This window comes from Bacillus sp. FSL W7-1034, assembly GCF_038593365.1.
Taxonomy (GTDB): domain Bacteria; phylum Bacillota; class Bacilli; order Bacillales; family Bacillaceae; genus Bacillus; species Bacillus altitudinis.
Genome location: NZ_CP151989.1, coordinates 223,802 through 248,675 on the forward strand (window position 1 = coordinate 223,802; position 24,874 = coordinate 248,675).

The 24,874-nt window shown below is 42.1% G+C and carries 29 protein-coding genes and 1 riboswitch; of the genes, 22 read left to right on the plus strand and 7 right to left on the minus strand.

Annotation, left to right across the window (positions count from 1 at the left end; translation table 11 throughout):
- Nucleotides 1-36: 36 nt before the first annotated feature.
- From NST73_RS01250 to NST73_RS01295, 10 genes are all read left to right on the plus strand, one after another.
- Nucleotides 37-351, plus strand: a complete 315-nt coding sequence (locus tag NST73_RS01250) for a metalloregulator ArsR/SmtB family transcription factor (RefSeq protein WP_008343888.1) — start codon at nucleotides 37-39, stop codon at nucleotides 349-351.
- An 83-nt stretch (nucleotides 352-434) separates the two neighbouring features.
- The gene (locus NST73_RS01255) at nucleotides 435-863 is read left to right on the plus strand and encodes a DMT family transporter (RefSeq protein ID WP_008343887.1); all 429 of its coding nucleotides are present in this window, start codon (nucleotides 435-437) and stop codon (nucleotides 861-863) included.
- A 13-nt stretch (nucleotides 864-876) separates the two neighbouring features.
- Nucleotides 877-1,341 (plus strand): DMT family transporter, encoded by a 465-nt coding sequence (locus tag NST73_RS01260; protein ID WP_039169334.1) that lies wholly within the window; start codon nucleotides 877-879, stop codon nucleotides 1,339-1,341.
- A 122-nt stretch (nucleotides 1,342-1,463) separates the two neighbouring features.
- On the plus strand, nucleotides 1,464-1,724 hold the full coding sequence (locus NST73_RS01265) for a metal-sensitive transcriptional regulator (RefSeq protein ID WP_003217059.1): 261 nt from the start codon (nucleotides 1,464-1,466) through the stop codon (nucleotides 1,722-1,724).
- A gap of 125 nt (nucleotides 1,725-1,849) precedes the next feature.
- Nucleotides 1,850-2,332: a DsrE/DsrF/DrsH-like family protein gene (locus tag NST73_RS01270; RefSeq protein ID WP_008343885.1), complete on the plus strand. Its 483-nt coding sequence runs from the start codon at nucleotides 1,850-1,852 to the stop codon at nucleotides 2,330-2,332.
- Between the two features lie 14 nt (nucleotides 2,333-2,346).
- Nucleotides 2,347-2,703, plus strand: coding sequence for a rhodanese-like domain-containing protein (locus NST73_RS01275; protein ID WP_144679760.1), 357 nt, complete (start codon nucleotides 2,347-2,349; stop codon nucleotides 2,701-2,703).
- Nucleotides 2,704-2,755: 52 nt separating this feature from the next.
- Nucleotides 2,756-3,316 (plus strand): sulfurtransferase TusA family protein, encoded by a 561-nt coding sequence (locus NST73_RS01280; RefSeq protein ID WP_056703615.1) that lies wholly within the window; start codon nucleotides 2,756-2,758, stop codon nucleotides 3,314-3,316.
- A 15-nt stretch (nucleotides 3,317-3,331) separates the two neighbouring features.
- A complete protein-coding gene (locus tag NST73_RS01285; RefSeq protein WP_342499315.1) occupies nucleotides 3,332-4,459 on the plus strand; it encodes an MBL fold metallo-hydrolase in 1,128 nt (375 codons plus the stop codon).
- A 34-nt stretch (nucleotides 4,460-4,493) separates the two neighbouring features.
- On the plus strand, nucleotides 4,494-4,724 hold the full coding sequence (locus tag NST73_RS01290; protein ID WP_008343881.1) for a sulfurtransferase TusA family protein: 231 nt from the start codon (nucleotides 4,494-4,496) through the stop codon (nucleotides 4,722-4,724).
- Between the two features lie 58 nt (nucleotides 4,725-4,782).
- Nucleotides 4,783-5,559, plus strand: coding sequence for a sulfite exporter TauE/SafE family protein (locus NST73_RS01295; protein WP_144679753.1), 777 nt, complete (start codon nucleotides 4,783-4,785; stop codon nucleotides 5,557-5,559).
- A 52-nt stretch (nucleotides 5,560-5,611) separates the two neighbouring features.
- On the opposite strand, the gene NST73_RS01300 is transcribed toward NST73_RS01295, so the two are convergent.
- Together NST73_RS01300 and proS are read right to left on the minus strand one after the other, a co-directional pair.
- Nucleotides 5,612-5,788, minus strand: a complete 177-nt coding sequence (locus tag NST73_RS01300) for a hypothetical protein (RefSeq protein WP_164071373.1) — start codon at nucleotides 5,786-5,788, stop codon at nucleotides 5,612-5,614.
- 309 nt (nucleotides 5,789-6,097) lie between these two features.
- Nucleotides 6,098-7,531 carry a proline--tRNA ligase gene (gene proS / locus NST73_RS01305; RefSeq protein WP_017358725.1) on the minus strand — a complete coding sequence of 478 codons (1,434 nt, stop codon included), beginning with the start codon at nucleotides 7,529-7,531 and terminating at the stop codon, nucleotides 6,098-6,100.
- Between the two features lie 398 nt (nucleotides 7,532-7,929).
- Nucleotides 7,930-8,029, plus strand: a riboswitch (purine riboswitch).
- Between the two features lie 77 nt (nucleotides 8,030-8,106).
- Here proS and NST73_RS01310 point away from each other — a divergent pair.
- Nucleotides 8,107-9,279 carry an MFS transporter gene (locus NST73_RS01310; RefSeq protein WP_072367560.1) on the plus strand — a complete coding sequence of 391 codons (1,173 nt, stop codon included), beginning with the start codon at nucleotides 8,107-8,109 and terminating at the stop codon, nucleotides 9,277-9,279.
- Nucleotides 9,280-9,332: 53 nt separating this feature from the next.
- Here NST73_RS01310 and NST73_RS01315 read toward each other — a convergent pair whose 3' ends face one another.
- Together NST73_RS01315 and NST73_RS01320 are read right to left on the minus strand one after the other, a co-directional pair.
- Nucleotides 9,333-9,710: a hotdog domain-containing protein gene (locus tag NST73_RS01315; RefSeq protein WP_203144052.1), complete on the minus strand. Its 378-nt coding sequence runs from the start codon at nucleotides 9,708-9,710 to the stop codon at nucleotides 9,333-9,335.
- Between the two features lie 138 nt (nucleotides 9,711-9,848).
- Complete coding sequence (locus NST73_RS01320) at nucleotides 9,849-10,616, minus strand: GNAT family N-acetyltransferase (RefSeq protein ID WP_203144053.1); 768 nt, start codon at nucleotides 10,614-10,616, stop codon at nucleotides 9,849-9,851.
- Nucleotides 10,617-10,823: 207 nt separating this feature from the next.
- Between NST73_RS01320 and NST73_RS01325 the strand changes: the two genes are divergently transcribed.
- The 4 genes from NST73_RS01325 to NST73_RS01340 all read left to right on the plus strand — a co-directional run bounded on the left by NST73_RS01325 (nucleotide 10,824) and on the right by NST73_RS01340 (nucleotide 13,663).
- Complete coding sequence (locus NST73_RS01325; protein ID WP_024719151.1) at nucleotides 10,824-11,282, plus strand: MarR family transcriptional regulator; 459 nt, start codon at nucleotides 10,824-10,826, stop codon at nucleotides 11,280-11,282.
- A gap of 348 nt (nucleotides 11,283-11,630) precedes the next feature.
- Complete coding sequence (locus NST73_RS01330) at nucleotides 11,631-12,092, plus strand: DUF523 domain-containing protein (protein ID WP_039169309.1); 462 nt, start codon at nucleotides 11,631-11,633, stop codon at nucleotides 12,090-12,092.
- A 29-nt stretch (nucleotides 12,093-12,121) separates the two neighbouring features.
- Nucleotides 12,122-12,538 carry a DUF5301 domain-containing protein gene (locus NST73_RS01335; protein ID WP_008343869.1) on the plus strand — a complete coding sequence of 139 codons (417 nt, stop codon included), beginning with the start codon at nucleotides 12,122-12,124 and terminating at the stop codon, nucleotides 12,536-12,538.
- Nucleotides 12,539-12,835: 297 nt separating this feature from the next.
- Nucleotides 12,836-13,663: an aldo/keto reductase gene (locus tag NST73_RS01340; RefSeq protein ID WP_008343867.1), complete on the plus strand. Its 828-nt coding sequence runs from the start codon at nucleotides 12,836-12,838 to the stop codon at nucleotides 13,661-13,663.
- A 51-nt stretch (nucleotides 13,664-13,714) separates the two neighbouring features.
- Here the strand turns inward: NST73_RS01340 and NST73_RS01345 are convergent, their stop codons facing one another.
- Nucleotides 13,715-14,797, minus strand: coding sequence for an iron-containing alcohol dehydrogenase family protein (locus NST73_RS01345; RefSeq protein WP_058336291.1), 1,083 nt, complete (start codon nucleotides 14,795-14,797; stop codon nucleotides 13,715-13,717).
- A gap of 199 nt (nucleotides 14,798-14,996) precedes the next feature.
- On the opposite strand from NST73_RS01345, the gene NST73_RS01350 reads away from it, so the two are divergent.
- Both NST73_RS01350 and NST73_RS01355 read left to right on the plus strand, forming a co-directional pair.
- On the plus strand, nucleotides 14,997-15,965 hold the full coding sequence (locus NST73_RS01350) for a rhodanese-related sulfurtransferase (protein WP_007498459.1): 969 nt from the start codon (nucleotides 14,997-14,999) through the stop codon (nucleotides 15,963-15,965).
- Between the two features lie 343 nt (nucleotides 15,966-16,308).
- Nucleotides 16,309-17,928, plus strand: a complete 1,620-nt coding sequence (locus tag NST73_RS01355; protein WP_024719047.1) for an APC family permease — start codon at nucleotides 16,309-16,311, stop codon at nucleotides 17,926-17,928.
- A 34-nt stretch (nucleotides 17,929-17,962) separates the two neighbouring features.
- Here NST73_RS01355 and NST73_RS01360 read toward each other — a convergent pair whose 3' ends face one another.
- The gene (locus tag NST73_RS01360; protein WP_035390601.1) at nucleotides 17,963-18,163 is read right to left on the minus strand and encodes a hypothetical protein; all 201 of its coding nucleotides are present in this window, start codon (nucleotides 18,161-18,163) and stop codon (nucleotides 17,963-17,965) included.
- A gap of 185 nt (nucleotides 18,164-18,348) precedes the next feature.
- On the opposite strand from NST73_RS01360, the gene NST73_RS01365 reads away from it, so the two are divergent.
- The 4 genes from NST73_RS01365 to NST73_RS01380 all read left to right on the plus strand — a co-directional run bounded on the left by NST73_RS01365 (nucleotide 18,349) and on the right by NST73_RS01380 (nucleotide 23,641).
- The gene (locus NST73_RS01365) at nucleotides 18,349-19,185 is read left to right on the plus strand and encodes a PRD domain-containing protein (RefSeq protein WP_008343858.1); all 837 of its coding nucleotides are present in this window, start codon (nucleotides 18,349-18,351) and stop codon (nucleotides 19,183-19,185) included.
- 236 nt (nucleotides 19,186-19,421) lie between these two features.
- Nucleotides 19,422-21,281 carry a beta-glucoside-specific PTS transporter subunit IIABC gene (locus NST73_RS01370; RefSeq protein WP_008343857.1) on the plus strand — a complete coding sequence of 620 codons (1,860 nt, stop codon included), beginning with the start codon at nucleotides 19,422-19,424 and terminating at the stop codon, nucleotides 21,279-21,281.
- Between the two features lie 18 nt (nucleotides 21,282-21,299).
- A complete protein-coding gene (locus tag NST73_RS01375; RefSeq protein ID WP_008343856.1) occupies nucleotides 21,300-22,721 on the plus strand; it encodes a glycoside hydrolase family 1 protein in 1,422 nt (473 codons plus the stop codon).
- A 182-nt stretch (nucleotides 22,722-22,903) separates the two neighbouring features.
- A complete protein-coding gene (locus NST73_RS01380) occupies nucleotides 22,904-23,641 on the plus strand; it encodes a hypothetical protein (RefSeq protein ID WP_203144057.1) in 738 nt (245 codons plus the stop codon).
- A 15-nt stretch (nucleotides 23,642-23,656) separates the two neighbouring features.
- Here NST73_RS01380 and NST73_RS01385 read toward each other — a convergent pair whose 3' ends face one another.
- Nucleotides 23,657-23,992, minus strand: coding sequence for a hypothetical protein (locus tag NST73_RS01385; RefSeq protein WP_203144058.1), 336 nt, complete (start codon nucleotides 23,990-23,992; stop codon nucleotides 23,657-23,659).
- Between the two features lie 439 nt (nucleotides 23,993-24,431).
- Between NST73_RS01385 and arr the strand changes: the two genes are divergently transcribed.
- On the plus strand, nucleotides 24,432-24,848 hold the full coding sequence (gene arr, locus NST73_RS01390) for an NAD(+)--rifampin ADP-ribosyltransferase (protein WP_342499316.1): 417 nt from the start codon (nucleotides 24,432-24,434) through the stop codon (nucleotides 24,846-24,848).
- Nucleotides 24,849-24,874 lie beyond the last annotated feature (26 nt).

Consider the following 24,874-nt stretch of genomic DNA (forward strand, 5'->3'; position numbering starts at 1 on the left):
TGACATATCGGTATTTCTAGATATACAATGTCTGCCATGGAACCTATTGATGTGTTTAAGGCATTATCGAATGAAACAAGGTTGAATATTTTAAAGTGGCTCAAGGAACCAGAGAAGCATTTTCCTAAGCAAGGCGCTCATTTACCGAAGGAGGTTAGTTATAAGGGGGGCGTTTGTGTTGGGGATATTCAAGAAAAGGCGCAAATTTCTCAATCAACGGTCTCTAGCTACTTACATTTGATGCAAAAGGCTGGTCTGCTTGAATCGGTACGGCATGGACAATGGACATACTATAGACGAAATGAAGAATTTATCCAACAGATCGGACAATATATGAAAACAGAGATCTAAAGGATGTGTGATTTCTGTTTTTTTCTATTCTATATATCTGTTTATCTAGATATATAAAAATATGAATCAAAGGAGATTTGATGATGCGTTTAATTTTTTATGTGCTTGCACTATTAGCGGGTGCGGCACTTAGTTTTGAAGGAGCCATCTATGCGGAGCTTGGGAAGTCGATCGGACAGTTAGAAACGAGTTTTTATAACTTTTTTGTCGGTTCAATTATTATGGGGCTATTGTGGCTCTTTTTTGGCAAAGGTGACCTTTCCTATACGTTGAAGGCACCAAAATGGTCGCTACTTGGCGGAGCGATGGGGGTTGTGTATTTAACGTCTATTGTGGTGAGTGTTCCATTCGTTGGTGTGGGGGTAACGATGGTCGCTGTCATTATTGGTCAGCTGTTGATGAGTATGGTGATTGAGCATTTTGGCTGGCTTGGGAGTCAGAGAACGAGAGTAAACAAAGAGAAGGTATTTGCGGTCATTTCGATGATCATTGCCCTTATTCTTATTCATTAGGAGGAAAGTCGATATGGCATTATTGTTAATTATATTTACTTTAATCGGAGGCATTACGTTAAGTGCGCAATCTTCCATAAACGGTACGTTTAGCAGGAGAGCGGGTACGATTGAAACGACCTTTTTGACCTTTTTAACGGGTACGATGTTTTTAATCATTCTGATTTTATTCTTTGGGAGCGGCCATCTGTTGAATCTCTTGCATGCACCAAAGTGGCAGTTGAGTGCGGCTTTTCTTGGAACGGCTTATTTAATCCTGACAGTGATCGCTGTTCCGAAAATCGGTGTCATTGCTGCGAATATTGCGGGGATTGCTGGGCAGCTTGTCATTGGAATGGTCATTGATCATTTTGGCTGGTTCCATAGTCTGGTGATTTCACTTGATCTCAAACGCATATTGGCATTGTTCTTTATGCTGATCGCTCTTTATTTTATTTACAAAGGAAATAAGCGCTCTCGAGAGGAAGCGAGTGCTTAAAGAGAACGGGCTGCTGCGGCATTTGCTCTCAGCAGCTCTTTTATACTGATTCATCATGTTTGACTAAATACCTATCAGGGTATACTATCTGATCATAGGGACAAGAGAAAGGAGTGTTAAACGTGGAGTATAATCAGCAGATGAAGAATCGTCTTCGCCGGATTGAGGGACAGATTAAAGGGGTTCTTGCGATGATGGAGCAGGGAAAGGATTGCCGCGAGGTGGTAACACAGCTATCTGCATCACGCAATGCCATTGATCGTGCAATGGGTGTGATTGTGAGTACAAACCTTGAACAATGTGTCCGTGAAAGTCTTGAGCAGGGCAAGGATACAGAGGGGCTTGTCAAAGAAGCGGTTGAGCTCTTGGTGAAAAGCCGGTAAGAAATTCCTCAGCCTTTGGAGGTTGACGAATTTTTTTACTTGTTATAATATACCCTTACCGGTATGTGTATATATTTTTTGTTTTCTATATACCCCCATGGGTAATTAAGATAAGGAGGATCATGATGGAGGAACAGAAAAAACGAACAACAATTGTTTTATTTAGTGGAGATTATGATAAAGCGATGGCCGCTTATATTATTGCAAATGGCGCAGCAGCTTATGATCACGAGGTGACTATTTTTCATACTTTTTGGGGGCTGAATGCGTTGCGTAAGGAAGAGATGGTGCCACTGAAGAAGGGATTTTTAGAAAAAATGTTTGGCAAAATGATGCCGCGTGGCGCTGATCGAATGGGGCTGTCAAAGATGAATTTTGCAGGAATGGGACCGAAGATGATCAAGCATGTGATCAATAAACACAATGCCATGACCCTGCCGCAGCTCATTGATATGGCGAAGGAACAAGAGATCAACCTCGTGGCATGTACGATGACGATGGATCTTTTAGGGCTGCAGGAGAATGAATTACTAGCAGACATTCAATATGCCGGTGTGGCAGCGTATTTAGCAGAGGCAGAAATCGGGAATGTGAACTTATTTATCTAGGGGGGTGTCCATACATGATTCAAACGCTTTTGCTCATTATTGTGATCGCTTTGCTTGTGAGCCGTTTTCTTCCCGTACGGGGTGTGAAACAAATGGACGCAGCTCATCTGAAACCTAAATTGCATAGTCGGCATCAACAGCTGATAGACGTGCGATCACCTTTAGAGTTTCAAACAAATCATATAAAAGGATTTCAAAATATCCCCTTACCACAGTTAAGGAATCGATCGCATGAGCTTGAGAAAGACAAAGAAGTGTATGTGATCTGCCAGAGCGGGATGAGAAGTATGCAGGCGGCTAAATTGTTAAAAAAACAGGGATTTACCCACATTACGAATATCAAGGGTGGCATGAATGCTTGGCGATTATAGGTATAAATAGGCTTTAAAAGATACCCCCACCCCTATAAAAGGAGGAAAAACAATGCAGCAACCAACAGCAATTCTAGATGCAAAAGGATTGGCATGCCCAATGCCCATTGTCAAAACGAAAAAACAAATGAATGAGCTCTTGCCAGGAGATGTGCTTGAAGTGCAAGCAACCGATAAAGGGTCTACAGCGGATTTAGCAGCTTGGTCAAAAAGCGCCGGTCATGAATTTTTAGGAACAAAAGTAGAAGGACAGGTGCTTCATCATTTGATTCGTAAAGGCGGAGCGAAACAGGGGGAGGAGCAGTCAATGATTTCGGAAATGTCGTTGAACATGTTTCAACAGAAGGTAAAAGAAGATCAGTCATTGTTTATTTTAGATGTACGAGAGCCAGATGAATACGAAGCGGGTCATATTCCAGGAGCTGTTCACATCCCTCTCGGTGAGGTGGAACAACGTGCTGAAGAATTGAACCGAGAGACGCTCATTTACCTCATCTGTCATTCAGGCAGAAGAAGTGAATTAGCCGCACAAAAGTTAAAAGAAAAAGGATTTCATCAATTGATCAATGTAGTGCCAGGCATGAACAGCTGGACAGGAGAGATTGAAAAATAGGAGCTGAATGAACCAATGACTGTAAAAGCAATGACAGCAGAACAGTTAACAAAAAGGATCATCAACAAAGAGCCGATCTTTTTGTTGGATGTACGAAACGAATCAGATGTGCAGGACTGGAAAATTGAAGGGAAAGCCGTTGAATATTTAAATGTGCCTTACTTTGAGCTTCTTGATGGCGTAGAGGATATGGTGGAGAACATACCGGATGACCTAGATGTACTGGTCGTTTGTGCGAAAGAAGGCTCTTCTATTATGGTGGCAGAGATGCTGTCAGAGGCAGGCAGAACGGTCCATTATTTGCAAGGCGGCATGAAGGCATGGAGTGAGCATTTAGAGCCAGTGAAGATCGGTGATTTAACTGGCGGTGGAGAGTTGTACCAATTTGTGCGAATGGGCAAGGGGTGCTTGTCCTATATGATCATGTCGAATGGGGAAGCTGCGATTATTGATGCGGCTAGAATGACGGAGGTCTATACGCAATTTGCTAAAAAACATCAAGTCACGGTGACGCATGTGTTTGATACGCACCTTCATGCGGACCATATATCTGGCGGGAAAAAGCTGTCTGAACTGACTGGTGCTATCTATTGGCTACCGCCAAAAGACGCCGAAGAGGTGACATTTGATTACAAACACCTTGAAGAAGGACAGCGTGTGACGATTGGAGCGACGGAGATTGAGATTCATGCCCTTTATTCACCGGGCCATACGATTGGTTCAACCTCTTTTATCGTAGACGGCCGTTACCTCCTTTCAGGTGATATTTTGTTCATTGATTCGATCGGAAGACCTGACCTAGCCGGTATGGCGGAGGACTGGGTAGGTGATTTGAGAGAAACCCTTTATACACGATATACGGCGCTTTCGGCAGAATTGATTGTGCTGCCTGCACATTTTATGATCGTGGATGAGCTGAATGAAGACGGGAGCGTTTGGAAGGCGCTAGGCGCTTTGTTTGAAGAAAATCACGGGCTGAACATTGAAGATGAAGACGTATTTAGACAAATGGTCACGCAGCATCTCCCTGCACAGCCAAACGCTTATCAAGACATTCGGTCTACCAATATGGGGAAGCTGCATCCAGACGAGGAAGCGCAGCGAGACATGGAAATTGGTCCAAACCGTTGTGCGATTCGATAATGTTCAATAAAATAAAGAAGCGAGGGATGATCAGATGACATCAGATCACATTTTAGACGTAACCGGGCTTGCATGCCCGATGCCGATTATTCGGACGAAGAAAAAAATGAACGACTTGGCAGAAGGTCAAGTATTAGAAATACATGCAACAGATAAAGGAGCCAAAGCTGATTTGGCTGCATGGGCTAAGTCAAGCGGACATGAATTGATCACGCAGACGGATGAAGGACATGTGCTGAAGTTCTGGGTGAGAAAAGGGTCCTAAAGGGGAGAGGGGTATCTATGAGGGAGCCCCTTTTCCTTTTGCAAAGGAGGAGACCAGCGTGGATTTTGCATTTTTCATTACTTTATTTATCATCGGATTTATTGGTTCCTTCTTATCAGGAATGGTCGGAATAGGAGGATCGGTGATCAACTATCCCATGCTGCTTTATATCCCGCCTCTTGTCGGAGTGATGGCATTATCGGCACACGAGGTTTCAGGGATTGGTGCCATTCAAGTACTATTTTCGACACTCGGCGGTGTGCTGGCGTATCGAAAAAGCGGATTTTTACATCGACCATTGATTTTATATATGGGGAGCAGTATATTGGCAGGGAGTTTATTAGGCAGCTATTTATCACATTTCCTTCCAGAGAAAGGCATCAATGTAGTCTATGGCCTGCTTGCCATTGTCGCTGTCATTTTAATGCTTGTTCCGAAAAAAGGTCAGCAGGCAGAAGCGGATGGAGAGGTGACCTTTCATAAAGGACTGGCGGCTGGTATTGCCTTTGTGATCGGAAGTGTATCGGGTGTATTAGGTGCAGGCGGTGCCTTTATTTTAGTGCCGGTGATGCTATCGATTCTCAAAATCCCTGTGCGGATGACGATTGCCTCGTCTTTGGCGATTACGTTTCTCTCTGCGATCGGCGCATCGGCTGGGAAAGTGCTGACTGGTCAAGTCATGTTCTTGCCTGCTCTTGTCTTAATGGTAGCCAGTTTGATGGCCGCGCCGATTGGGGCGAAAATTGGCCAGAAAATCAATGCCGTTTATTTGCAATGGGCGCTTGCCGTGATGATTACAGCCACAGCGATCAAAATCTGGGTGGATTTATTATAAGAAAAAGACCAACAACTGAGAGCAAGGGCTCTTTTCCATGTGTTGGTCTTTTTTATTTTATGTCATCGTGCTCGATATACGTTTCAAGTGCAGGGTGGTACTCTTTTTGATAATGAAGATTGGGGCATGTTTTCACGACTTTGCCTTGCAAGGCATTGGACTTCGAGACATCTAATGCTGTTTTACATTTTGGACAGCGTTCGTTAAAAATTGAGAGCCAGCGCTTCATAGATCACCACTCCAGTTAAAGTCTTAAAAACCGATTATATTAATATGAATTATAGGGGATTGTGTGAAGGAGGTCAATGGATATTTGGCTCTTTTTAACAAAAAAGAAGCATCGTATAAGATGCTTCAGCGTATAGACAAACCCTTGCATTCTTTGTCAGCCTTGCATGCTGGCGCTCATGATTTTTAATTTCGCTCCGCGCAAGTGCTCGTCTTTCCTAGAGTCCAAAGGCTTTCCGTCACGCTGAAAAGAAGACAAAGGGCTAAAATAAAGTTCATTTTAGCCCTTTGTCAACAATTTGAAGTATGATTAATAGGCTTTTGCCCAGAACACCATATCAGAAGCAGGTTTCCCGCAGCAGACACATGTGTCAGAAACGGATTCTTGTTCAAACGGGATACAGCGTGATGTCGCCCCTGTTCTCTCTTTGATGTCGTTTTCGCAGTCTTCATCACCGCACCACATGGCTTTGATCAACCTGTTTTCTTCGGCAAGAAGCTGCTCGATGTCTTCGATTGTGTGGGCGTTTGATGTTTTTTCATGTAATCGTTCTTTTGCTTTTTCGTACATCGTCTGTTGAATGTCTTCAAGCGTGGACGTGATGGTTTGTTCAAGTGCATCTAATGTGACGGCTTGCTTTTCACCAGTGTCTCGTCTTGCGAGCATGACCTGGCCTTTTTCCATATCCTTTGGTCCTACTTCTATGCGTAATGGGATGCCCTGCATTTCGCATTCGTTGAATTTCCAGCCAGGCTGTTTATCACTTGCATCGATGTCAGCGCGTGCGATGCGGGCGAGTCGATCCTTTAATTCATAGGCATGATCGAGGACACCTTCTTTATGGGAAGCAATTGGCACAACACGTACTTGGGTTGGCGCAATGTTTGGCGGCAGGACAAGCCCTCTGTCATCGCCATGCACCATGATCATAGCGCCAATGATTCTTGTGGTGAAGCCCCATGATGTTTGTTGGACATGCTCTAATTTTCCTTCTCGATTTAAAAATTCAATGCCAAACGCCTTGGCAAATCCGTTGCCGAAGAAGTGAGAAGTGGCGGTTTGCAGGGCTTTTCCGTCATGCATCAAGCTTTCAACCGTATAGGTGAAGCGAGCGCCAGCGAATTTTTCTTTCTCTGTTTTTCTTCCTTTAATGACAGGGATCGCTAGAAGCTCTTCACAAATAGACGCATAGACATGGAGCATTTTTTCTGTTTCTTCAATCGCTTCTTGCTCAGTCTCGTGACAAGTGTGCCCTTCCTGCCAGAGGAATTCAAGGGTTCTAAGGAATGGACGTGTTGTCTTTTCCCAGCGGACGACATTGGCCCATTGGTTATATAGCTTTGGTAAATCACGATAGGAATGAATGATGTTTTTATAATGCTCGGCGAACAGCACTTCAGAGGTTGGTCTGACGCAGAGTCTTTCTTGTAATTCCGAATCACCGCCATGTGTCACCCACGCCACTTCAGGAGCAAAGCCTTCGATATGATCTTTTTCCTGCTGGAGAAGGCTTTCTGGGATAAAGAGCGGCATATAGACATTCTCGTGACCCGTTTCTTTGATTTGACGATCAAGTTCGTCGCGAATATTCTCCCAAATTTTAAAACCGTATGGCTGAATGATCATACTGCCTCTAACGCTTGAATAATCGACGAGACGCGCCTTTGTGACAACATCTGTATACCACTGGGCAAAGTCGTCTTCCATGCTTGTAATTTTCTCAACAAATTGTTTCTTTGACATTGCAGGTTCCTCCTTTTTAAAAACAAAAAAGCTGTACTTTAAGTTAGGGACCATTCCTGGTGGTACCACCCTAATTTAAAGCACAGCTTTACACTCGATCATGATAACGGTATGAACCGCTGTATGAAACAGAACTAAATCGGCAGGTTCACTTGAAGATGTCAGTAGGAACTTCTCAGCACCGTTCCCTCTCTGGTAAAGATCGATTCAAGCTACTATTCCAGATCTACGTTGATCCTTGTTCGTTGATTTTTCATCAGTTTACCTGTAAATGGGGGAGAAAGCAAGTTGGTCCGCAAGTTCATTTCATGCCTTTCTGAGGTCGTTTATGTCGAAGAGCCATTGGCAAACATTTTCTGTTTTTGCAGCTTGCACGTTATGGAAGGCTATGCTAATATATTTGAAGAAAAAAATAGACTTGTATAACCTCAATAATATGGTTTGAGGGTTTCTACCAGGATCCGATAAATCCTGATTACAAAAGCGCGCTTTCCTTTTTTGTAATCAGGGTTTTTTTGTTTGTCTGCACCCTGTATCAAAAGTGAAAGCCATGATATAGAGAAGGGATGTTAGACATGAACTGGAGAGTTTATTTATTAGCTGTTTCTACTTTTGCGGTTGGATTAGTTGAGCTTGTGGTCGGGGGCATTTTGCCAAGTTTAGCAGAGGATCTCAATGTGTCTCTTGCGACAGCTGGGCAGCTGATCACGGTATTTGCGATTGTGTATGCTATTTCAGCACCGGTGCTACTGACCGTCACAGCCAAAATCGAACGAAAGCGTCTTTATTTAATCGCATTATTGGTCTTTACATTAGGCAATGTATTCACATATTTTAGTTCCACCTTTGCCCTTGTCATGATCTCTAGGGTCTTGATTGCCATGAGTACAGCGCTTGTTGTGGTGTTATCATTGACGATTACGGCCAAGCTGGTGGAACCGGCGCATAGAGCGAAAGCATTAGGTCTGATTTTTATTGGGATTAGCTCATCACTTGTTCTCGGTGTACCGATCGGTATTTTTATTACAGAGAGCTTTGGCTGGAGAGTGATGTTTTTAGGAATCAGTATTCTGTCAGCCATATCTATGGTACTCATTTATTTTCTATTGGAGAAAATGCCTGTTGAAAAAGTCACGCCGCTTAAAGAACAAATTCGTTCTTTAGGGCATCCGAAAATTTTCAGTGCACATTTGATTAGTTTGTTCATGCTTGCTGGTCATTATATGCTGTATTCTTATTTCACGCCATTTCTGATGGAAGTTCTCCATATGACTCCGTTTTGGATTAGTATTTGTTATTTGGTCTTCGGGCTTGCGTCAATTGGCGGGAATGGGTTTGGCGGCTGGCTGAGTGACAAACTAGGATCAGGAAAAGCCATTTTGCTTGTGACCATGGCGTTTGCCATTGTGATGTTTATCCTTCCTTATACAGCGGGAGTGTTTATGCTCTTTATGGTGATGGTTGTCCTCTGGGGTGCTCTTAGCTGGGCACTGACACCTGCTTTGCAGAGCTATTTGATTCAAACAGACCCTGTAACGTCTGATATTCAGCAAAGTTTAAATACATCCGCTTTGCAAATTGGGATTTCCATTGGATCAGCAGTGGGCGGCGTCATGTTTACAATGACTGGTTCATCTGTTGATTTGGCTAAATTCGGCGCTATTTTTGTGCTGATTGCCTTTAGCTGTGCAGTGATTTCATTAAAGAGACCGCCGCTTTATATGGATCGTCAGCATCACGCTGAATAGAAGAGAATAAGAACGTTTTCGTGTTAGTTAGCTGCCTCCTCGTAGGCAGCTTTTTATTTTTTTAAAACCACACCTTCGCTTTTACCAGTAATGACTTCTTCTCCATGCTGATTGATATAACGGGAAAAAAGGTGGACACGATGGTATTTTTCAAGGGGTTCTACCTTGGTGACGGCCATCTGACAGGTAATGGTGTCACCTGTATAAACAGGGCGAATGAAGGTACATGTCATCTCTTGACCGATAAAATGAAACTGACCGCCAAGCTTCGTGGCTAGACTTGCTGTGAGAAAACCGTGTACCATGAGCCTGCCTTGATCATCTAGCACGGTATGATGTTTGCCAAGATCACCTGTCATGTTTCCAAATTGAATCACATCTTCATGCGTATAGGTTTTGCTTGTTTGAAATTGATCGCCTGGTCGAACCATCTGTTTTTTCAGCTCCTTTTTTTAAATGTACCAAAGGAGTGAATGAATGTACATTCATTTTTGTGGTGAGATGTTGGAAGCAAAGAAGAGACAGGATGCCTTTCTTTGCCCTTGATACGTCAGGAAAAATGTCATCTTCTATTCAAAAACTACCATTTCTCCAATTGGTTGAAATCCGGCACGCTGATAGATATGTTTGCCGCCATTTGAGGCTTGTAACATCACACACTTTTGTTTGTTATCTGTCTGGGTCAGAAGGTAATGAAACATGTCACTGCCAAGTCCTCTTCCGCGGTGTTCTGCCTTTGTGATGACATCATAAATACCGTAGCTGTCTGCTGTTTCGATCAATAAGCCCGTTGTGACCGGTTTGTTGTGTTCATATCCAACGAACATGCGGGTACTCGGGTGTAATCGTTCAATCGAAAAGCGCTGGAAATAGCTGTTTAAAGCGATTGCCTCAGGTGATCCTTCGAAAAGTTCGGTAAATAAATGTTGATAATCGAGAAAAGTTTGATCGTCAGTCACTTCCTTGATCGTAAGCGATTGAGAGGTCCTTTGATCGATGTCGTTTGTATGTTCAAGCATCATGATGGTATTGCGTTCCACTTCTTGAAACCCATATTTCTGCATGATATTCGACCAATCGGGGTGAAGCAGGCTTTGAGTGATCCATGTGCTGAATGTTAGTTGCTGTTGCTGCATTTGTTCGATGGCAGCTTCCACTTTTTGTTGATCTTGTATGTGCGCTGAAATGGGTAATAACAAATTGAACGTGTCAGTTGATATATGCGTGTTTGATAGAACGAAATCTTCCGTTGATAGGAACGATCCGTTTACAACAGAAGAAAACAAATTTATTTTTTCTTCTAACTGGCGAATGGCCATTTGCTGCTCTGTTTTCATTCTCTCACCTTCTTTTTTTGATTGAGGGTTACCTATCATAAATAATAGCAAAGAAAAGGAAATTGTGCGGTCTCTTGTAATCTAGTAAAAAAGTTCTCTTATTTATCAGGTCTGATGACCCATTCTTTTCCTCATCCCCACATTTCTTTTGACTCCTTTATTGATTATTAGTACCATTTTATTAACCAGTTAAGAGTGGAGGTTCAGATGGAAACAAACGAGCAGATTGTCTTAAAAGCGATTCAAGATTTGATTATGCATAGGGAAAAGAAACGGAACGATCCAACAGATCCACTGATTACCACGACTGATACACTCAAGCAAGATTGGACACTTACACAGCTTCATATTTTATCTATGATTCAAGCAAACCCTAATGAATCCAATAATACATTTCTTTCACAACAACTAAAACTATCAAAACCAGCCATTACAAAGGCTGTGAAAAAGCTCATCGAAAAAGGCATGGTCGACTATTGCCACCGGCAAGGTGACAAGAAATCCGTCTATTATTCACTCACAGAGGAAGGCACACAGCTTGCGGCACTGCATGATGAGCTTCATGAACAGGCAGTCTCCTCCTACTTAGAATTCCTCCATGAATTTAATGAAGACGAGTTACAGGTTATTGAGCGCTTCTTAAAGGCTTGGAAGGAAAAGATATAAATAACGGACCGAAAGCTTTCTATAAACTAGATGCTTTCGGTTTTTTTATGGTAAAATTAACATATATTGACGTTATTCGTGATGATGATTGAGGGAGGGAGCCGTGTTGGTGAAAGAGATGATGGAGAATTTTAAAAAATCTATTTTTATCATGCCGTTCGTCGGATTGTTTGTCAGCTTGCTATTATTTGTTTATTTTTTTGGGATCACAGGAGTTGAAGGGTCCATGTGGGCGGCTGTTTTGTATTGTGCTCTGCCCTTTCTGATGTACACGATACTCTGTTTGCCTTTATGGATTTATTTTAAAGTCAGCAAAAAACGTTCAATACATAGAAATGAGGAACATACATGATCGTTGTTAGCGCTTGTCTTGCGGGATTAAAGGTCCGTTATAATGGCAGCCATCGATTAGATCAACGTATCGAGGAGCTTGTGCAGGAAGGAAAGGCGGTAACAGTTTGTCCTGAGCTGCTTGGCGGCTTCTCTACACCAAGACCTCCCGCAGAAATTATTGGTGGAGATGGTCATGATGTCTTACGGGGGCAGGCTTCTGTTGTTGATGTTCATGGAACAGATGTGACAGAGATGTATGTAAATGGTGCACAAGACACGCTTAAGCAGGTTCAGACTCTTGGCGCAACATCCGTCGTGTTAAAAGAGTACAGCCCTTCTTGCGGAAGCCGGATGATCTATCGGGGAGAGTTTAACGGGAAGACAAAGGCTGGGGACGGTGTGACGTCTGCCTTGCTGAAACAGCATGGGATTCAAGTATTCTCTGAGGAGGATGATTGGACCTCGCTGTTTGTATAGGGATGGCGTGAATTGAAGGAGGAGTTAGGTTGAAGAAGTGGATCATTGGTTTAGTAGTCGTTATTTTCATCGGAATAGGTCTTTATTTTATGATCAATGCCAAAACATATGCTTTTGATGATGTGGTCTCGATTGATAAAGATAAAGTGACTTCTATTCAAATTGAGCATGATGATGAGCGCGTTGTAGTGGATAAGAAAGAGGATATTCAAAAGTTGCTGAAAAAATTTTCGGGTATTCAATTAAAGAAAATAAACGAGGCTAAAAAAGCCTCAAAAGAATCTTATTGGATCAGAGTGTACGAGAACGAAAAGCAAACTTATGGTCTGACTTTTTATGACCAAAGCTTTTTAGAGACATATGATGGTTCTAAAACAAAAAATCGAATCAGTGAATACCAAATCGTTGATGCAAATCAAGTCGATATGGGACAATACATCAAATAAGATCATTCAGTATATGAATGGTTTCAGCGTGTAGACAAACCCTCGCATTCTTTGTCAGTCCTGCGTGCTGGTGCTCACGAATGTCAAATTCGCTCTGCACCAGTACTCGTCCTTCCTAGGGCTGCAAAGGTTTTCTATCACGCTGAAAAGAAGACAAAGGGCTAAAATCAAGTTCATTTTAGACCTTTGTCAACTATCTGAGATCATTCAGTCTATGAATGGTTTATCTTCATGCATGATCTTTCGCACATTCGGGTATAGTGCATGGTAAGCAAAAATGAAGCGGAGGTTTGTTTGATGAGTGGATTAACAGATACAGTCACATTAGCAAACGGAGTGAAAATGCCGAAGCTTGGCTTTGGTGTGTGGCAAGTAAAAGATGGGGATGAGGCTGTAAATGCAGTCAAAGACGCACTAGAAGCGGGCTATCGCAGTATAGATACAGCAGCGGCCTATCAAAATGAAGAAGGTGTTGGCAAAGCCATTCAGCAATCAGGCATCTCTCGCGATGATCTGTTCATTACGACAAAAGTGTGGAATAGTGATCAAGGATATGAGTCAACGCTTGAAGCCTTTGAAACGAGTATGAACAAACTTGGTCTGGATGTATTGGATCTTTATTTAATCCATTGGCCGGTTGAAGGCAAATATAAAGAAACGTGGAAGGCGCTAGAAAAGCTGTATAAGGATGGCCGCGTGAAAGCCATTGGCGTGTGTAACTTCCATCAGCACCATTTAGAAGATTTATTAGAAGAGGCAGAAGTGGTACCAATGGTCAATCAAATTGAGCTGCATCCGAAGCTGACGCAGGAGCCTTTACGTGACTACTGCAAGGCAAAAGGCATTCATGTAGAAGCATGGTCGCCATTAGGCAGCGGAAAACTTCTTAACCATCCGGTGCTTCAAGATATTGCGAAAAAACATGAGAAGTCAGTGGCGCAAGTCATTCTTCGATGGGACTTGCAGCATGGCATTATCACCATTCCGAAATCTGTGACGAAGAGCCGAATCATCGAAAACACAAACGTATTTGATTTCGAGTTGTCCGCCCATGAAATGAGTGTCATTGATCAGCTCAATGAAGATGAGCGCACGGGTCCAGACCCAGATAACTTCGATTTTTAATATAAGAAAAGCACGGGCGGGATGCCTGTGCTTTTTTATTTGCCGGTATGTTCAGACCGTTTTTTGAGGCTGATAGGTCTCAATGATTTGAATGGCGTCGACAATTTGCTCTTTCGTATAGTCTCCAATCAAACAAAAGGTTTCATCTTTACTTGCAGCATGGTTTGCCACTGTATGTGCTGCTTCCTCTAGATGAGCTGTGATGCCAAGCTCACGCATCGTTCTAGGTAATCCGAGTGTTTGATAAAGCTCAAGTAATTCTTCTACTTCCGTCATACGGTTTTCTGCAGCAAGTTGAACGAGAATGCCATAGGCCACTTTTTGTCCATGTAACACATGATGTGTTTCATCAATAAATGTTAATCCATTATGAACGGCATGGGCTCCTGCCATTCTGCCATAACGTCCTCCGTAGCCGCCGACTGTTCCGGCTAACGTAATGATCGTATCTGTTACATCTGCAAAGGCTTGAGAAAGCTGACCTGTTTTTAAACTGCTAACGGCTTCTTCACTATGAGTCAGAAGAATGTCACGAACGTACACTGCCTGCTTTAATGCAGCATGTACCATGAGCGGCAAGGTGCCTTTTGTGTTGCGAATAATGGCTTCCGCTTCATACCATTTTGCGAGCGTATCCCCAATTCCGCTTTGGAGATAGGAAAGAGGAGATGAAAGCAAAAAAGTATGATCAATTAACGTGAGATAGCTGGACCGCTTATGATAGTCGACCCTCATGAAATTCCCCTTGTCATCATAAATGACGCTGAGCGGTGTAGAAGCCGCACATGTCCCAGGAATCGTCGGCACCATGATCACTTCAATTTGGAGAGCGTCGGCAACAGACTTCGCTGTATCTAAAATCGTGCCGCCACCGATCCCGATGATCACGTCTGAACTCTTGAGTTCTTCCGCAATTCGTGTGATCGCATTTGGTGAACTGTAACCTTTATGCTGAACAACAGGCCACTCGGATGGAAGCTTTGTGTACTGTGAAAAGGCTTGATATGAGTCATATCCTGTCACTATAGCTGGTGACTGAAAGGGAGTAACAAATGACTCGATTTCATGATAAATCCCCTTTTGAGAAATAAACTGGTTAGGACCGCTTCTGACGATCTCTTCTGGCTGGATCATTGACTTATGCTCCTTTACGAAATCATATAGTACTTAAATCATCTCATTTTACAGAAAGTTCTGTCAAATAAACGGACAATATGAGACCATAGACTCTTCCGTTTTATGGAATTGAACTGCTGACATTGCCTTAAGGTATGTATTTCCTGTATGATATAAAATGGTATGTTTTGATTAAATTTAAGAGGTGTTTATATATATGGAAAAACAATATCGTGTATTACTTTACTATCAATATGTCCCCATTGAGGATCCAGAAACGTTTACAGCAGAGCATCTAGCATTCTGTAAGGAACTTGGTTTGTTAGGTCGTATTCTTGTTTCATCTGAAGGCATAAACGGAACCGTTTCTGGTACCATTGAGCAGACGGACAAGTACATGCAAGCATTGAAAGAAGATCCACGCTTTGCGTCCATGCCAATTAAAATTGACGAAGCAGATGGTCATGCGTTTAAGAAAATGCACGTCCGCCACCGAAATGAATTGGTGAATTTAAGTCTTGAAGATGATGTGAATCCGTTAGAATTAACGGGGAAACATCTCAGCCCAGTTGAATTTTACGAGCAAATGCAATCACCTGATACGGTCGTGATTGATGCACGTAATGATTATGAGTTTGATGTCGGTCACTTCAGAGGTGCTGTGCGCCCTGACATTGAGACATTCCGTGAATTACCTGAGTGGATTCGTGACAACAAAGAGATTCTTGAAGGGAAAAAAATTCTGACGTATTGCACAGGCGGCGTACGCTGTGAGAAATTCTCAGGGTGGTTAAAGCGTGAAGGCTTTGAAGATGTATCCCAGCTTGACGGTGGAATTGTCACGTACGGAAAAGACCCAGAAGTTCAAGGAAAGCTATGGGACGGTCAATGTTATGTGTTTGATAACCGCCTAACGGTTCCAGTCAATCAAACAGAGCACGTCGTGGTAGGAAAAGATTTCTTCACTGGCGAACCTTGCGAGCGTTATGTGAACTGTGCGAACCCTGCGTGTAACCGCAAAATGATTGCAACAGAAGAAAGCGAGCATAAATATATGCGCAGCTGCAGCCATGAATGCCGCACAAGCGAACGTAACCTTTATGTGAAACAGCACAATTTATCTGAAGAAGAAGTTCAAGAAAGACTAGCTGTCATTGAAAAAGAACAAGCAATCTCACAAGGATAAGAGGGTTTCCCTTTTATCCTTTTTTCTTTGAATGATACGTGTTCAGAGGGAAGAGGAAGTCATTTCCTCTTTCTTTTTTGTTTTGTTTTTTTCAAAATAAGGGTAAAGGTAGTTAATCAGTCTAATAGATTGAATAGTTGAAAAAGCGCTTTCTTTTGAAATAAGCATGTTCGACTATTTCAGAAAATGGAGAATTGAGAGATAATATAACAGGCAAAAAAATGAACAAAGATAAAAGTTCAGATCAGAAAGTATTTGCCAATGGAATGAAAGGTGAGCTGCTATAAAAGAAAGGCGCTTGCTCGACACATGCTCTGTATTTTAATCGAAAGGTGTTATGAACATGAATCATTTGCATCGTAGGATGGGAACTTTCGCTTTAATGATGGTAGGTCTTGGCTCAATCATTGGTTCAGGATGGCTCTTTGGTGCGTGGCGGGCTGCTCAAATCGCCGGCCCTGCTGCTATTTTGTCATGGTTGATCGGGATGGTTGTTATTTTATTTATCGCATTGTCTTATAGTGAACTCGGGTCGATGTTTCCAGAGGCAGGCGGAATGGTCAAATATACGCAATATTCACACGGCTCTTTTATTGGATTTATCGCCGCTTGGGCAAACTGGATTGCGATTGTCTCAGTGATTCCTGTTGAGGCAGTGGCCTCCGTTCAATACATGAGCTCATGGCCTTGGGAGTGGGCAAAGTGGACAAGCCATTTGGTCACAAAAGGGGTTTTGACGACCGAGGGGCTCATGGTGGCAAGTGTGCTGCTGGTGATTTATTTTCTGCTCAATTATTGGACAGTTGGGTTGTTTTCAAAGGCGAATACATTCATTACGGTTTTTAAAATCGTCATTCCAGGATTAACAATTGGTGCGCTCTTATTCGTAGGTTTTCATAGTGAGAATTTTACTTCTGGAACAAGTATTGCGCCGAACGGCTGGGCGAGTGTGCTCACAGCTGTGGCAACATCAGGGATTGTATTTGCTTTTAATGGCTTCCAAAGCCCGATTAATATGGCAGGAGAAGCGAAAAATCCAGGGCGTTCGATTCCAATCGCCATTGTTGGATCGATTTTGATTGCAACGGTCATTTATGTGCTGCTGCAAATCGCTTTTATTGGGGCTGTCGATCCATCAATGATAGTGAATGGCTGGGGGCATTTGAATTTCAACTCGCCATTTGCTGACCTTGCCATTGCGCTAGGGATCAACTGGCTTGTCCTTATTTTATATGCAGATGCGTTCGTTTCTCCTTCTGGAACAGGGATTACGTATACGGCGACGACGTCTCGTATGATTTATGGGATGGAAAAAAACAAGTACATGCCGAGTGTACTTGGCCGTCTGCACCCAATTTACGGTGTGCCTCGTCCAGCGATGTTTTTTAACTTAGGCGTATCGTTTATCTTTCTGTTTTTGTTTAGAGGATGGGGGGTTCTCGCTGAAATTATCTCTGTGGCGACCCTGATTTCCTATTTGACAGGACCTGTGACAGTAATGACGCTGAGAAAGACGGGCACAGATTTATATCGTCCACTGCGAATTAAAGGACTCAGCATCATTGCTCCGCTTGGTTTTGTCTTTGCATCATTGACACTGTACTGGGCGAGATGGCCGCTGACGGGTCAGGTGCTGTTCATTATTCTCATCGGTCTGCCAATCTATTTTTACTATCAAGCAAAAGCGAAGTGGAAGGGCTTTGGCCGTCACTTTAAAGCAGGTGCTTGGATGGTTGTGTATTTGCTTGTGATGATGACGATTTCTTGTCTCGGCAGTGATAAATTTGGCGGGTATAACGTCATTCATTATGGTTGGGATATGGCGCTCATTGCAGTTGTGGCGTTGTTATTTTATATGTGGGCACTCAAAAGTGGATTTGAAACAGAGTTTTTAGAAGATGCGAAAAAAATTAATGATGAACTGCGTGCTTCTCAGAAAGAAGCCGCCTCATCTAAGGAATAACGGAAGGGCTGCCTGAATACGGAGGGCAGCCTTTTTATTTGGATAGATGATGCATGACATGCTGCTTTAGCCAAGTGGTAACGCCGTGTAGAACGGTGGCTGTCACAAGACAGATAAGCGCATATCTCCATAGCTGATCTAAGCCTTGTCCACTAAGCCAAAAAACAATACCTAGAATAAAGAGAGTCAGAATGAACATGAATAAAAAAGATGCTGACCAGAAAAAAGCCTTCATCGAAGGTCACCTCCTCGGGGTATTGTATGCAGGCCGAGGGAGGATCAGACCAGCAAGAAAGAAGTGAAAATATCGTTAAATCTATTTCAAAAGTCAGATAAAAACGCCAAGTGATTTGACAGTTGTGTTAAGATGAGAGCATATTTTGAGTGTAGATGGCTGGTTATAGACGGAGGTGTTTGGAGATGCAGATTCAAAAGGTTCTAAACAATAATGTCATTAGTGTGATAGATGAACAAGGAAAAGAAATCGTCGTCATGGGCAGAGGCATCGCTTTTCAAAGACGTCCCGGCGACCCGGTGGACGAGGCGTTAATTGATAAAGTGTTCCGCCTAGAAGATCATTCCGTACATGAGCGGATGAAAATGTTGCTTCAAGAGGTTCCATATGATGTCGTCAAGGTGACCGAGGAAATGATCCAATACGCACATACAAAGCTGAACCGAAGATTAAACGAAAGTCTGCATGTATCGCTGGCAGACCATATTCATTACGCCATCGAACGATTAAAGAAAAACCACTTGATTGAGAATTCGCTGATTTGGGAGATTAAACGTTTATACAAAGATGAGTTTCTCGTGGCGAAGGAATGCCTTGAGATGATTGAAGATCGTCTTCATATTGAACTGCCTGAAGATGAAGCGGGCTTTATTGCCATGCATATCATTAATGCAGAGCTCAATGAAGACATGAATACAACGGTCAATATCACAAAAGAAGTGAATGCCATACTGACCATTGTGAAATATCACTTGAACATGGAATTTGATGAAGACTCGCTCAACTTTTATCGTTTTCTCACACATTTACGCTTTTTCGTACAGCGTCTCATCAACGAAACGTTACTCGTCAGTGAAGATCAAGATTTATATCAGCTGATTAAAGTGAAATATCCGAAGGCGTACGAATGCGCAAAGAAAATCGCGGAATATGTGTATCAAACGTATCATCGCGACCTGACATCAGAGGAGATGCTCTATCTATCGATTCATTTGAATCGACTCATCAAACGAGAAAAATAAAGATAGAATTTTAAAAGAAAGCGTTGACATCATAAAAAGTGAGTGGTACTATTTGCTCATAAACATAAAAGAATACGGTTTCACAATGATCGTCTTAGAGGATTGTGACTGTTCGGCAGGCAAAACCTAAACGTTCACTGAAAAAGCGCAATAGCAAGTTGCGACTATTTTTGGTGCCCGTTTAGGTTTTTATTTTGCCTAAAAACGTATTTTTTTGAAAAAAAGGGGGTTTTTGTATGAGTCATCGTCAATTAGCAGAAGACATTATCAAACATATCGGGACAGAGAAAAATGTTCATTCATTGGTTCACTGTGCCACAAGACTTCGCTTCACATTAAATGACAGATCAAAAGCAGATAAAGCGGCCATTGAAAAATTAAATGGTGTGGTGACTGTCATGGAAAGCGGCGGCCAGTTTCAGGTGGTCATTGGCAACACCGTACCAGAGGTATATCGAGAGATTGGGGAGTTTACGAATCTATTAGAGGATTCCACTTCTTCATCTGCAAGATCAAGTGAAGAAAGTACAAGTCTTTTTGGAAAATTCGTCGACATTGTTTCTGGAATTTTCACACCGCTTCTAGGTGTCATGGCGGGTGCCGGTATTTTAAAAGGACTTCTAGGCATCTGTATCAATGCAAAATGGTTATCTCCTGAAGATACGTCGTATCAAATTTTATTTGCCGCATCAGACAGCTTGTTCTACTTCCTGCCGCTGCTGCTCGCATTCACTTCTGCTAGGAAGTTTAAAGCGAATCCATTTGTCGCTGTGACGATTGCAGGTGCACTGATCTACCCGACTATTCAAGAGCTCACAAAAGGCGGCGGAGATGTGTCGTTCTTCGGCATTCCGGTTGTCTTAATGTCTTATACATCAACGGTTATCCCGATTATTTTGGCAGTGTTTGTGATGGGATATATCGAACGTTTCTTTAACAAAGTCATTCATGAAAGTGTGAAAAACTTTATTACACCACTGATTTTACTGGTCACGGTCGTTCCACTGACACTGATCGTATTTGGACCATTTGGTGTGTATGCAGGGAACGGAATTGCAGCCGTCCTGCTGAAAGTATTCTCCTTTAGCCCTACACTTGCCGGTGCTTTAATTGCGATGGCATGGCAGGTTCTTGTCATTTTCGGTATCCATTGGGGGCTTGTGCCAGTCATTTTAAATAATATTGCGGTTCATGGAAAAGATCATATTAAGCCGGCTACTGCGCCAGCTGTATTTTCACAAGCCGGTGCTTCAATCGGTGTTATGCTGAAAACAAAGAACAAAAAGCTGAAATCATTAGCTGGATCGACAGCGGTTTCTGCTGTATTTGGAATTACAGAGCCTGCTGTATACGGCGTCACACTTCGTTTGAAAAAACCATTTATTGCAGCGGTTATCTCTGCCGGTGTCGGTGGTGCCATTATCGGTTATTCACAAAGTATTGCGATCGCATCAGGTCTTCCGAGTTTACTCACACTTCCGATCTTCTATGGTCAAGGGTTTACAGGATTCTTAATCGGAATTTCCGTTTCATTTGTCCTTTCAATCGTCTTAACCTATTTGATTGGATTCAAAGACCCTGTGGATGAAGAAGATGCTCCTGCAGCTAGTTCTGCACCAGCATCTGAAAATGAACATGGTGTCAAAGCAGCTCATGTGAAAAGTCCTTTATCTGGCGAAGTCATCAAGCTAGAAGAGGTGCAAGATAAAGCCTTCTCATCTGGCGCTTTAGGTAAGGGGGCAGCCATTATTCCATCAGAAGGCAAGCTGTTTGCACCAGTAACTGGGGTCGTGACAACGGTATTCCCAACAGGACATGCATACGGTCTCACCTCTGAAAGTGGGGCAGAAGTACTCATTCATATTGGACTGGATACTGTACAACTTGGGGGCCGTCATTTTACGCCGAAGGTTGAGCAGGGCCAAACCATTACAGAAGGTGAACTGCTTGCGGAGTTTGATATTGAGGCCATTCAAGCAGCGGGTCTTTCTGTCACAACACCTGTGATTATTACCAATTCCGGTGAGTTTAGCGATATCATTGAGACAGAAGAAAAACAAGTGACACCAGGACAATCATTTTTACACTTAGTTTAAGAAAGGGAGGACATAATCATGAGATATTCAACACTAGCACCATTTCCAAAAGACTTTTTCTGGGGCGGATCGACTTCCGCCTATCAAGTAGAAGGTGCATGGAACGAGGATGGCAAGGGACCTTCAGTCATTGATATGAGAGAAAGCTATCCTGAAGGAACAACTGATTTTAAGGTAGCCAGCGATCACTATCATCGATATAAAGAGGACGTGAAGATGTTTGCAGAAATGGGCTTGAAGGCTTATCGTTTCTCCATTGCATGGACACGTATCATTCCAGATGGAGATGGGGAGATCAATCAAAAGGGAATTGACTTCTACCATTCTCTCATTGATGAATTGCGCCGCTATGACATTGAACCAATTGTGACGATGTATCACTTTGATTTACCTCATGCGCTTCAAGTGAAAGGCGGATGGTCAAATCGTTCGACAGTCGATGCGTTTGAGCGTTATGCGGAGGTTTTGTTCCAGGAGTATGGCGAGAAGGTAAAATATTGGCTGACCATTAATGAACAAAACATGATGATCTTACATGGATCAGCTTTAGGTACACTGGATCCAAATTTAGAAAATCCAAAAAAAGAACTATATCAGCAGAACCACCATATGCTTGTGGCACAGGCGAAAGCCATGACGCTTTGTCATCGTTTGCTGCCTGAGGCGAAAATCGGACCAGCGCCAAACATTGCCCTAATTTACCCGGCATCTCCAAAACCTGAGGATGTCATTGCTGCGGCTAATTACAATGCGATCCGCAACTGGCTATATCTTGATATGGCGGTATTCGGTCGTTATAACAACCTTGCATGGGCATACATGAAGGAAAAAGACATTCTTCCTGTGATTGAAGAGGGAGATATGGATATTTTGAAAAGTGCAAAGCCAGACTTCATTGCCTTTAACTACTACACATCTCAAACGGTTGAAGCGAGTAAAGGAGATGGCAATGATGAATTTGCCCGCGGCGGAGATCAGCATTTAAAATCTGGTGAAGATGGCGTCTACAAAGGCGGCAACAACCCGTTCTTAAGTAAAAATGCATTTGGCTGGGAGATTGACCCTACCGGTTTCCGATCAACGATGCGTGAAATTTACGACCGCTATCAGCTACCTCTTATTATTACGGAAAACGGACTAGGCGCTTTTGACAAGTTAGAAGCGGATGGATCGATTCAGGATGATTATCGAATTGATTATTTAGAAAAACATATTGAACAAATCAAATGGGCGATCACTGACGGTGTTGAGGTATTCGGGTACTGTCCGTGGTCAGCCATCGACTTAATCAGTACACACCAAGGCTGCTCAAAACGTTACGGTTTTATCTACGTCAACCGTGATGAATTTGACCTGAAAGACCTGAAGAGAATTCGGAAAAAGAGCTCTTATTGGTATGAAACATTGATCGAGCAAAATGGAGAGAACATCGGGAAGTAACAGAAAAAAGCCAGTCACCTTATTAGCGGGTGGCTGGCTTTTTTGTTCGTTCACTTTATCGGCTTGTGTCATTTGTCTATCATAGAAGTTTCCTTAAATCTATCTTAAATCCATTGATACACTCATTTTGATTTGATAACCTTGATTTTGGAATTTAATACAAAAGGAGGAATATAAACAAAATGTTCAAAAAAACACTTTTAACCCTAATTACCCTAGCTCTTGTCATATCAATATGGACTCCATTTTCATCAGAAGCATCAGCAGAAACACACTCTATCAATTCACAAGAATTAAAAGCGTTAGTAACACCGACGGTTCTACAAAATGAACAAGCTAACAAAGAATTAGACGAACTTGAAAAGAAAATGGGGGAATACATAGAAAACCTTCCATTTACAGAAAAAGAATTTGAAAACATGACAGAGTCAGAACAAAATAAAGTGATCGATCAATATTTCAACAATGAAGAATTTTTAGCTTTAGAAAACCGAATGAAACAACTTGACTCGAAAAGTAGTCAGAGTGAAATCACAACACAAGCACTACCAATATTTTTCGTACCAATCGCAATGACCGTAGGAAGAGTTGCTTTATGGGCCATAAGATCAAAAGGCGCAAAAGTTGCACTGAAGTATTTGAAAAACAGAATAAAAGGTTTTGGGAAGAACTATCATATCGATTGGTATGTAAAAAATAGAAAAGGAAAAGTCGAGAGTCTTGTAAAAGTGTTCCATAAAAAAGGAAAAAAGAAAATACGAGTATTTGCAGTTGATAACGGAGTCATACCACTAAAACCAGGATCATCAAACTGGTACTGGCATTTTCACGTAGCTCCAAAAATTAATATACACCATGCTCTGAGAGCATCAGTACCAAGTAAACACAAAGCTGTAAAAGGTAGAACAATACTCCACTAAAAAAGAAAAGCCCTATTAGGAGGGCTTTTCTTTTTTAGCATCGTAATCTTTAATAATTTCAATTGGATCAATTGCATCATCATCTTGTACATATTGCTCTACATAAGGAGTCATCAACTTCTCAAACTTATTTTCATCATCTACTAAAGCAATACAAGTTTCATATCCTTCAAAATCAGATGGGTATAAATTTGCAACAGCACTACCAGTTTTTAAAGCCTGATCTATCGCATTTTTTAATTCCAATAGACCTTTCCTGTTTCCTAAAATCAATGCTTCTCTATGATGAGTTTCTTGAGCATATATATTACACATCTCTAAAACATCATCATCATCCACTTGAATAGACATACAAAAAGCACCTCCAAAGTAAAATTTAGTTAATTATATAATTATTGATGCCAACATGCCAAGACCTCAAACGTCTCATTGGCTACTTTATCCTCATCTTCTTCAATCCTGCTCAGAGTTTCTTCCTAGGCATCAATACGCTATTTCCAAAACTGTCACCAACATTTTTTTGCCCTTTTTTTCCTCCTGCTCCGTTGCCGTAATTAATTTTTTAGTTTCTTGAGTTTCTTTTATGGCGTCTAACAGCTTTTTATCTCTTTCAAGAAGACTGCTTTGTATGTATGCTTGCTGTTTTTTCAACTTGCTGGAGTTTACCGATCACATCTTACTCTCTACTATCATTATACCCCGAATTTAATCTCATTTATAGACTGTTTTCCGCCCGCATCAGCCCGTATACTGTTATACGCAAGTCAAAAACGATAAGGGATGTGGCTGTATGAATGACAAGAAAGATGTTTTAGATCATGGGCCGTTTTTTCATGGGACGAAAGCGGAATTGAAGATTGGGGACCTGCTTGAACCGTTGCATTTATCCAATTATCAGGATAAACAATCGAACCACATCTATTTCACCGGAACATTAAATGCAGCCAAATGGGGAGCTGAATTAGCCCGGTCTGATGCAAAAGAGAGAATTTATGTTGTAGAACCGACAGGCGAGTTTGAAGATGATCCGAATTTGACTGACAAAAAATTTCCCGGTAACCCGACCCGTTCCTATCGATCGAAATCCCCTTTGAAAATTGTCGCAGAATTAGGCGATTGGGAAAGACATTCCGATGAAGAAATCAACCATATGCTGGCGTCGTTAAAAAAGTTAAGGGAAGAAGGAAAAGATGTCATATACGATTGATTTGTATGTGAGGAATAGATGAATAA

Bases quoted from the DNA above. Each gene is read 5' to 3' on its own strand.
- NST73_RS01250 (WP_008343888.1), top strand. From the start codon at position 37: ATGGAACCTATTGATGTGTTTAAGGCATTATCGAATGAAACAAGGTTG.
- NST73_RS01255 (WP_008343887.1), top strand. From the start codon at position 435: ATGCGTTTAATTTTTTATGTGCTTGCACTATTAGCGGGTGCGGCACTT.
- NST73_RS01260 (WP_039169334.1), top strand. From the start codon at position 877: ATGGCATTATTGTTAATTATATTTACTTTAATCGGAGGCATTACGTTA.
- NST73_RS01270 (WP_008343885.1), top strand. From the start codon at position 1,850: ATGGAGGAACAGAAAAAACGAACAACAATTGTTTTATTTAGTGGAGAT.
- NST73_RS01275 (WP_144679760.1), top strand. From the start codon at position 2,347: ATGATTCAAACGCTTTTGCTCATTATTGTGATCGCTTTGCTTGTGAGC.
- NST73_RS01280 (WP_056703615.1), top strand. From the start codon at position 2,756: ATGCAGCAACCAACAGCAATTCTAGATGCAAAAGGATTGGCATGCCCA.
- NST73_RS01285 (WP_342499315.1), top strand. From the start codon at position 3,332: ATGACTGTAAAAGCAATGACAGCAGAACAGTTAACAAAAAGGATCATC.
- NST73_RS01290 (WP_008343881.1), top strand. From the start codon at position 4,494: ATGACATCAGATCACATTTTAGACGTAACCGGGCTTGCATGCCCGATG.
- NST73_RS01300 (WP_164071373.1), bottom strand. From the start codon at position 5,788: ATGAAGCGCTGGCTCTCAATTTTTAACGAACGCTGTCCAAAATGTAAA.
- proS (WP_017358725.1), bottom strand. From the start codon at position 7,531: ATGTCAAAGAAACAATTTGTTGAGAAAATTACAAGCATGGAAGACGAC.
- NST73_RS01310 (WP_072367560.1), top strand. From the start codon at position 8,107: ATGAACTGGAGAGTTTATTTATTAGCTGTTTCTACTTTTGCGGTTGGA.
- NST73_RS01315 (WP_203144052.1), bottom strand. From the start codon at position 9,710: ATGGTTCGACCAGGCGATCAATTTCAAACAAGCAAAACCTATACGCAT.
- NST73_RS01320 (WP_203144053.1), bottom strand. From the start codon at position 10,616: ATGAAAACAGAGCAGCAAATGGCCATTCGCCAGTTAGAAGAAAAAATA.
- NST73_RS01325 (WP_024719151.1), top strand. From the start codon at position 10,824: ATGGAAACAAACGAGCAGATTGTCTTAAAAGCGATTCAAGATTTGATT.
- NST73_RS01330 (WP_039169309.1), top strand. From the start codon at position 11,631: ATGATCGTTGTTAGCGCTTGTCTTGCGGGATTAAAGGTCCGTTATAAT.
- NST73_RS01340 (WP_008343867.1), top strand. From the start codon at position 12,836: ATGAGTGGATTAACAGATACAGTCACATTAGCAAACGGAGTGAAAATG.
- NST73_RS01345 (WP_058336291.1), bottom strand. From the start codon at position 14,797: ATGATCCAGCCAGAAGAGATCGTCAGAAGCGGTCCTAACCAGTTTATT.
- NST73_RS01350 (WP_007498459.1), top strand. From the start codon at position 14,997: ATGGAAAAACAATATCGTGTATTACTTTACTATCAATATGTCCCCATT.
- NST73_RS01355 (WP_024719047.1), top strand. From the start codon at position 16,309: ATGAATCATTTGCATCGTAGGATGGGAACTTTCGCTTTAATGATGGTA.
- NST73_RS01360 (WP_035390601.1), bottom strand. From the start codon at position 18,163: ATGAAGGCTTTTTTCTGGTCAGCATCTTTTTTATTCATGTTCATTCTG.
- NST73_RS01365 (WP_008343858.1), top strand. From the start codon at position 18,349: ATGCAGATTCAAAAGGTTCTAAACAATAATGTCATTAGTGTGATAGAT.
- NST73_RS01370 (WP_008343857.1), top strand. From the start codon at position 19,422: ATGAGTCATCGTCAATTAGCAGAAGACATTATCAAACATATCGGGACA.
- NST73_RS01375 (WP_008343856.1), top strand. From the start codon at position 21,300: ATGAGATATTCAACACTAGCACCATTTCCAAAAGACTTTTTCTGGGGC.
- NST73_RS01380 (WP_203144057.1), top strand. From the start codon at position 22,904: ATGTTCAAAAAAACACTTTTAACCCTAATTACCCTAGCTCTTGTCATA.
- NST73_RS01385 (WP_203144058.1), bottom strand. From the start codon at position 23,992: ATGTCTATTCAAGTGGATGATGATGATGTTTTAGAGATGTGTAATATA.
- arr (WP_342499316.1), top strand. From the start codon at position 24,432: ATGAATGACAAGAAAGATGTTTTAGATCATGGGCCGTTTTTTCATGGG.